Source organism: Rahnella sp. P4_A8, assembly GCF_056402435.1.
Map to the genome: position 1 here is coordinate 1 of NZ_JBFUHK010000098.1, position 7,592 is coordinate 7,592.

Annotated in this window: 2 protein-coding genes and 1 pseudogene; 1 reads left to right on the forward strand and 2 read right to left on the reverse strand. The window is 51.4% G+C overall.

The features are described from left to right. Together AC1DUO_RS22585 and AC1DUO_RS22590 are read right to left on the reverse strand one after the other, a co-directional pair. The coding region (locus AC1DUO_RS22585) for an efflux RND transporter permease subunit (RefSeq protein ID WP_477988847.1) at positions 1-2,366 on the reverse strand (2,366 nt) is incomplete at its 3' end. Beyond that, positions 2,366-3,451 (reverse strand): efflux RND transporter periplasmic adaptor subunit, encoded by a 1,086-nt coding sequence (locus tag AC1DUO_RS22590; RefSeq protein WP_015690378.1) that lies wholly within the window; start codon positions 3,449-3,451, stop codon positions 2,366-2,368. The genes AC1DUO_RS22585 and AC1DUO_RS22590, both read right to left, overlap by 1 nt. Positions 3,452-3,741: 290 nt before the next feature. Here AC1DUO_RS22590 and AC1DUO_RS22595 point away from each other — a divergent pair. Continuing rightward, a pseudogene (locus AC1DUO_RS22595) lies at positions 3,742-6,453 on the forward strand (cation-transporting P-type ATPase). The last annotated feature ends 1,139 nt before the right edge of the window (positions 6,454-7,592 follow it).

The following is a 7,592-nucleotide window of genomic DNA, read 5'->3' on the forward strand; positions in this document are numbered from 1 at the left end:
ACGTTACTCAGCGGAATAAATTGCTGACGCGTCTGGCTCCAGACCATGATATTGGCCATATGATCGACATCCAGTCGTTCCGATGATGGCGGGCGTAAAACAATCGGCATCAGCGTCGAGCCATCGCGGAAAATCCCCACGGTGCTGCCGCTGAAATTCATCTGTAATGCGCTGTCGGTTTCGCCTTTGTCCACGCCGAGTTCACGTCCCAGATACGGCGAAAATACCGGGCGAACCATTTTGCTGCGATCCTGCCAGTCGTTACGCACCCCGTCGGCCGCGCCGTCATCGAGGATAATCTTATCCACCTGACTGGCGATATTACGCAACTGGTCGGGATCGGAACCTTTGATTCGCACTTCAATCGCACTGTCACCGGACGGCCCGAACATGATGCGTTTCAGGCTGGCGTTGACTTCAGGATAATGATTGCGGATGTTCTGTTCGGTGCTGTGGGCCAGCGCGGCGATTTTCCGCTGGTCATCCATGCGCACCATAATTTGCGCATAGTTGGAATATTGCCGCTGGCCGTTGTAGGTGAGGATAAAACGCATCCCGCCCTGACCGACGGTGGTGACAGTGTTTTCCACGCCTTCCTGCTTGTTAATATCTTTTTCGATTTCACCGGCGATGCGCGCGGTGTAATTAATGTCCGTGCCGTAGGGCAGCCACAAATCGACGAAGAAAATCGGTGTATTAGAGGAAGGGAAAAAGTTCTGCCGCACGGAACCGAAACCCCACACCGAAGCCACCAGCAGCGCAGCCAGCACGCTGAGCGTGAGGGCCTGGTGTGCAAGCAGTGCGGAAAGCATCCGCCGGTAGACGCGAAATATCCTGCCACCGTAAGGGTCAATCTGTTCGTCCGGTTTTTTATCCGCCACTTTCATATTGGCGAAGGCCCATTTCACCAGGACCGGCGTCAGCGTCAGCGCGGTCACCCAACTGAGCATCAGCGAAATCAGCAGCACCTGGAACAGCGATTTACAGTATTCACCGGTCGAATCTTGTGACAGCCCGATGGGCGCAAACGCCAGAATGGCAATCACCGTCGCGCCGAGCAGCGGCAGCGCGGAACGCTTAATGATTTGCGAGATGGCGTTCATCAGCGGGTTACCCTGCTGGCGCGAAATCAGCACGCCTTCCACCACCACAATCGCGTTATCCACCAGCATACTGAGCGCGATTATCAGCGCCCCGAGCGAAATGCGCTGCAGTTCGATGCCGGACAAATACATGATCAGCAGCGTGCCGAGCACGTTCAGCGCCAGCGACACGGCAATAATAATCCCGCTGCGTAATCCCATGAAAATCAGCAACACGCCGACCACAATTGCCAGCGCCATCAGGAAGTTAATGATGAAACCATCGACGGATTTCTTCACTTCAGCAGCCTGATCGTAAAACACTTTCAGCTGGATCCCGGCCGGTTTATCGGCTTCAAGCTGATGCATTCTGGCTTCTATCGCCCGGCCAATGTTCATGACATTCACGCCGGGAATATAAGAGACACCAATGGTCAGCGCATTACGGCCATTGGCGTGATAAATATTGCCCGGATGATCGGTGATCCCCTGCGAGATGGTGGCGATATCCCGCAGATAAATGCTGTGCGTCGAACCGGCGGGGCTGATCAGCACATTATTCAGCTCGTCAATATTTTCAAAGCCACCGGTCGGATGCAAACGGATCGACTCGCTGCCGACCGTCATGCTGCCCGCATCTGACACCATATTCTGGCGATTCAGCACGTCGGCAAGGCGCGGCAATGTGACGCCATAAGCAGCCATTTTTGCCCGTGAGATCTCAATGTTGACCTGTTCAGGAAGGATGCCGCCAATCGCGACTTTACCCACGCCGGGCACCAGCACCAGTTCACGGCGCAGTTGTTCGGCATATTTACGCAGTTCCGGGTTGCTAAAGTTGTCGCCATAAATCGAGAAAAAATAGCCGTATACATCACCGAAATCATCGTTCACAAACGGCGGGCTGACACCGGGCGGAAACTGCAACGTGGCGTCGTTGACGCGGCGGCGCAGTTCATCCCAGATTTGCGGCAGTTCGGAGGAGTGATAACGGGAATCGATATTGACGGTAATTTGCGATAAGCCGACGGCAGAGATCGAGGAAATATTATCGACGTAAGGCAGGCGTTGCAGGGCATTTTCCAGCGGCAGCGTGACTTCTTCCTCAACCTGCTGGGATGACGCGCCGGGATATTGCACTGCAACCACCGCGGTTTTAATGGTAAACGCCGGGTCTTCCAGCCTCCCGATATTGAACAACGCAATCAGCCCACCCACGCCGAGCAGCAGGATCACCAGCCAGATGCGCGTCGGATTATTAATGAAGCTTTCGTTAATTCCCATCACAGACCCCGCTCTCTGGTCCAGATGCGAACCGGCTGCTGAGCGTGTAATTCCCCGACGCCCGCCGCCACCACTCTGTCGCCTTTTTGCAGTCCGGCGGTGATTTCAATGCCCTGAGACGTCAGCTCACCGACGGTGACTTTACGGTCTTCGACGTGCAGGGTATCGCCTTCACCGGCCACTACCCAGACGTGCGCGTCATTACGCTGGCTGCTGTCCGGATTAAAAACGGCTTCGACCGGGATAACCAGCGTACTGACCGGCGTTGCCGTGGCGAGATTGGCCGGATTCACCGTGACGGTGCCGCTTAATCCGGCCACCGCCGGGAAGTTTTCCGGACGCGGCATGACCAGCGTCACCTGCCAGGTCAGCGTATTGGCTTCGCTGCTGGCGGTGTGTTCTTTATAGGTTGCGGTGAATTCCCGGTCGGGAAGGTTGTTGATACGCACCCGCGGGCGGTAATCGACATTGCGTACATCCAGGCTGGTAAACAGATTTTCCGGCACGCTGAACACCACATCCAGCACGTCGGAACGGCTTATGGTTGCCACCGGCTGACCGGCGGCAACAACCTGATGATTGCGCACAGACAGCCGGGCAATGACGCCGCTGAACGGTGCTGTGAGGTTCAGATCGTTAAGTTCTTCCTGCGCAATTTTCAGTGCGGCAGCGGCGGAATCCCGGCTGGCTTTATGCACCTCGAGTTCGGCCTGCGACACCACGTTGCGCCGTGCCAGCGTCTGATAACGTTCAAACTGGCGCTGCGCCAGCGTGGCGGCGCTCTGACGATCGTTAAGGCGCTGACGGGCATCGTTGTTGGTCAGCCGGGCGAGAATTTGTCCTTGTTTTACCGCTTCGCCTTCGCGGACGTCCAGCGTTTGCAACTGGCCTGCACGTTTGAAAGCAATGTCGGTGTTATCACCGGCTAAAATGCGCGCCGGAAAAACGCGGGTGCTGAGCGGGCTGGCGGCTTCTGCCGTCGCAATTTTAACCTGTCGGGGCGGGGAGGGTGTATCCGGGGCTTTCTGGTCACAGGCGCTTATCAGAAATAGGATGAGCAGAGCGGGAGAGAAACGAATGTCCATAATACTTCCCCTCATAAACAACACACGAAATAATAAATTAAGACAGAATATATAAGGACATTTAATGTGCTGTGCCAATATATTATATCTCTGACCTATTCTTATTGAGACTCAGGTTATCTGTTGTTTTTGTTAATCTAATTGTTTTTTCAAAGCCGGGAATTAACACTATTTAACACGGTATATTATAGTTTATACAGCTTTACGTATCTTGCCAGAAATTAACATCACAATTCTTGCATTACCCGCATCATTCATGAACCCTTTCAGGGATCAAGGAGTCAGGCATCATGAATAATCCAGCGCCATATTCCGTGAATAAAACAACAGAAACACTGTGGTATCAGCAAAGCGTAGAAGAAAGCCTTACCGGGCTACAGTCCGGGCCTGACGGGCTCTCACCCGAAGACGCGAAAAATAAACTCCACCATTACGGTCCTAACGTCCTGCCGCAAAAAGAAGGTAAATCTCTGTTTATTAAGTTTATCTCGCACTTTAAAGATATTCTTATCTATATATTATTAGCGGCCGCTGTCGTCACGGCCATTATGGGGCACTGGGTTGATACACTGGTAATATTAGGTGTGGCGGTTATTAATGCTTTAATTGGTTTCATCCAGGAAAATAATGCTGAGAAATCATTGAAAAGCATTCAGAATATGCTTTCCAGTGAAGCGCTGGTATTACGCGGCGGACAACAGGTCACCGTCGGTACCGATGAAATCGTGCCGGGAGATATTGTTCTGCTGCGCCCCGGTGACAAAATCCCTGCCGATTTACGTCTGATTGACGTGCATAACTTACGTGTCGAAGAAGCCATTCTGACCGGCGAATCGACCGTGGTTTCGAAAAAGACCGGGGCGCTGGAAGGTGAGAAGTCGATTGGCGACCGTAAAAATCTCGCGTTTTCAGGGACCACCGTCAGTTCCGGCACCGCCAGCGGCGTGGTGTTTGCCACCGGCGGCCAGACCGAACTCGGCCATATCAATGAAATGTTGTCCTCCATTGAAGACAACAAAACGCCGCTATTGGTGCAGATAGATAAACTGGGGAAATCCATTTTTGTCATCATTCTGTTCATGATGGTGGCATTGCTGATTTTTGGTTATCTGCTGCGCGACATTCCGTTTGCCGAGCTGTTGCTGTCAGTGATCAGCCTGGCGGTGGCGGCGGTGCCGGAAGGGTTACCGGCGATCATTTCGATTATTCTTTCGCTCGGCGTACAGGCGATGGCGCGTTCCAAAGCCATTATCCGCAAGCTGCCCACGGTGGAAACACTGGGTGCGATGTCAGTGATTTGCTCGGATAAAACCGGCACGCTGACCATGAACGAAATGACCGTCAAGGCAGTGATTCTGGCGGATAATGTCTGGACGGTAGAAGGCAACAGTTACGAGCCGATGGGCAGCTTTTCCATTGCCGGTTCGGCGTCGCCGCTGCCTGCGGATTCTTCGCCTTTGCTGACCCAGTTCCTGCGAACGGTAGATATCTGTAACGACAGTACACTGTCGCAGGATGCGCAGGGGCACTGGGGCATTACCGGCGGCCCGACGGAAGGGGCGCTGAAAGTACTGGCAGCCAAGGCACATTTGCCAGAATTGCCGTTTAACCTCAGCAGTAAAATCCCGTTCGATTCTCTCTATAAATATATGGCGGTGGCCGGTGAGAAAAACGGCCAGTCGCAGATTATGCTGACCGGCGCACCGGACGTGCTGCTCAAACTGTGTCAGTTCCAGCAGACGCCGGAAGGGGCGGTGACGCTGGATCACGCCTACTGGGAATCGGCGATCACGTAATATGCCAGTGAAGGATTACGCATGGTGGCCGCGGCCTGGAAGCCGGTCGATCATCCGGTTGCTTCACTCGATCATCCGGAACTCAGTCACGGCATGGTGCTGATCGGCATTGCCGGCATGATGGATCCGCCGCGGCCGGAAGCGATTGTGGCGATTGGCGAATGCCAGCAGGCGGGGATCCGCGTCAAGATGATCACCGGTGACCATCAGGAAACCGCGATGGCGATCGGTAAAATGCTCGGTATCGGTAACAGCGAGAATTCCATCACCGGCTATGAGCTGGAGCATATGGATGATGCGCAACTGAGAACGGCGGCGAAGCAGTTTGATATTTTCGCCCGCACCAGTCCGGAACATAAACTGCGTCTGGTCAAAGCGTTGCAGGATACCGGAGAAATTGTCGGCATGACCGGCGACGGCGTGAATGATGCACCGGCGCTGAAACAGGCCAACGTCGGCATTGCGATGGGGATTAAGGGTACGGAAGTAACCAAAGAATCTGCCGACATGATCCTGGTGGACGACAACTTTGCCACCATCGCCAACGCGGTCAGGGAAGGGCGGCGGGTTTACGACAACCTGAAAAAAACCATCCTGTTTATTATGCCGACCAACCTGGCGCAGGGGCTGCTGATCATTATCGCCATTCTGATGGGCAATCTGCTGCCGTTAACACCCGTGCAAATCCTCTGGATGAACATGGCGACTTCCGCCACGTTGTCCTTCGGGCTGGCATTTGAGAAGGCTGAAAGCCGCGTGATGCGCCGTCCGCCGCGTAACGTCAGCGCACACGTCATGGATAAATACGCCATCTGGCGCGTGGCCTTTGTCGGGCTGCTGATTTCCATCAGCGCCTTCATGCTGGAAGCCTGGCTGCAGCCGCGCGGTTATGAACCTGAATTCATCCGCACCGTGCTGTTGCAGACGCTGGTTACCGCGCAGTGGGTGTACATGATCAACTGCCGCGATTCGGATAACTTCTCGCTCAGCCGCGGTCTGCTGCACAATAAAGGCATCTGGATTGTCACCCTGGTGCTGTTTGCGTTGCAGGCGATCATTATCTATGTGCCGCTGATGAACACGCTGTTCGGTACGCGTCCGCTGCCGTTCATCTATTGGATCATCGGCCTGATGATCGGTGTGGCGCTGTTTGTGATTGTTGAAATAGAAAAAGTGCTGACCCGCCGCTGGCGCAAAGCGAGTTAAGGCAAGCCCCTGGGATATTTTCCTCTCAGGGGCCTGTATATTACCGCAGAGAAAATACTCACCCGCTCACCTTCCCGCGCTTCAGCAGCCCGCATAAAAAACATCAACCAGCCGAAAGGCTGGTTTTTTATTGCGCATTCACCTCTCTTAATTGTCTGTAAATTCAACATATTGAAAAATTTACTTTTTAATATTTATCCGAGTTATCTGATAGCCACAATGATTTAAATGCTAATTACCCTGATTTATCTGCACGAATTTACGTTAAAAAGGCATTTTTATAAGAATAGTCTTGGTATTAACGGGCATGGATAATCAAATAATTATTATTATTTGCATGAAAATAAAGAATTAATTCTGTTTACCCTATGAGTTAAGAATGTTCTTGGGTAAATTAGGGGTTACTGGCCCGGTTAATCGCTATGCATAAATGTGTATAAAAGAGCAATAGGTTAGTTTTTTTGAGCGGTTTTTCAGATAATGACTCAATAATGAAATTTGAATGTTTAGTTTTCGTAAAAAGCAAAATCTGAAATCACACTTAAAAAAGTGAAAAATCCTGTTTTAAAACAAAAATACAGACAGTTAAGTGTGTTAATGGAGTTGTTTAAATGAGAGAGATTCTTACTGAGATAGTTCTTAGATTTTGGGGGCGCTTAACCTTAAAAGCGTCGTATACGTCACATTTTGATTACTAATTAGGAATAATTGTAAGAATGCGCCTAGAAAACAGGCATGCATTTAACGATAAGAAAGTGTAAATCGATCGGTCAAACCTATTGTTAGGTCTTATTATGAGCGAGAAAAACGATTTGAAGAGTTTCGGCTGCGTATTACTCTACGTACAGATACTGAAAAGTTTTAAATATGATTTAGAGCGGATCTAAACATTCTTTTTTCTTATCTCTTTCTGAGAGTGCTTTATTCTTCCCCGGATTAACGAGGCAGAATTTGAGCGTTTTTAAAACCACATAATTAGGCGGCCCAATGCCTCGGGTAATAATCTGGAGTGAGTGCCAATTTACTAAATTGGCGTTGAAAGAAATAATCTCCAAGAAGCTGCCTTACGTAGACAATGTCATCCCATTTGACCAGAACGAAGGGATGAACTTGTTTGCGAAAGATTACTTGATCATCGA

Coding starts and splice junctions, on each gene's coding strand:
- AC1DUO_RS22590 (WP_015690378.1), bottom strand. CDS start 3,451: ATGGACATTCGTTTCTCTCCCGCTCTGCTCATCCTATTTCTGATAAGC.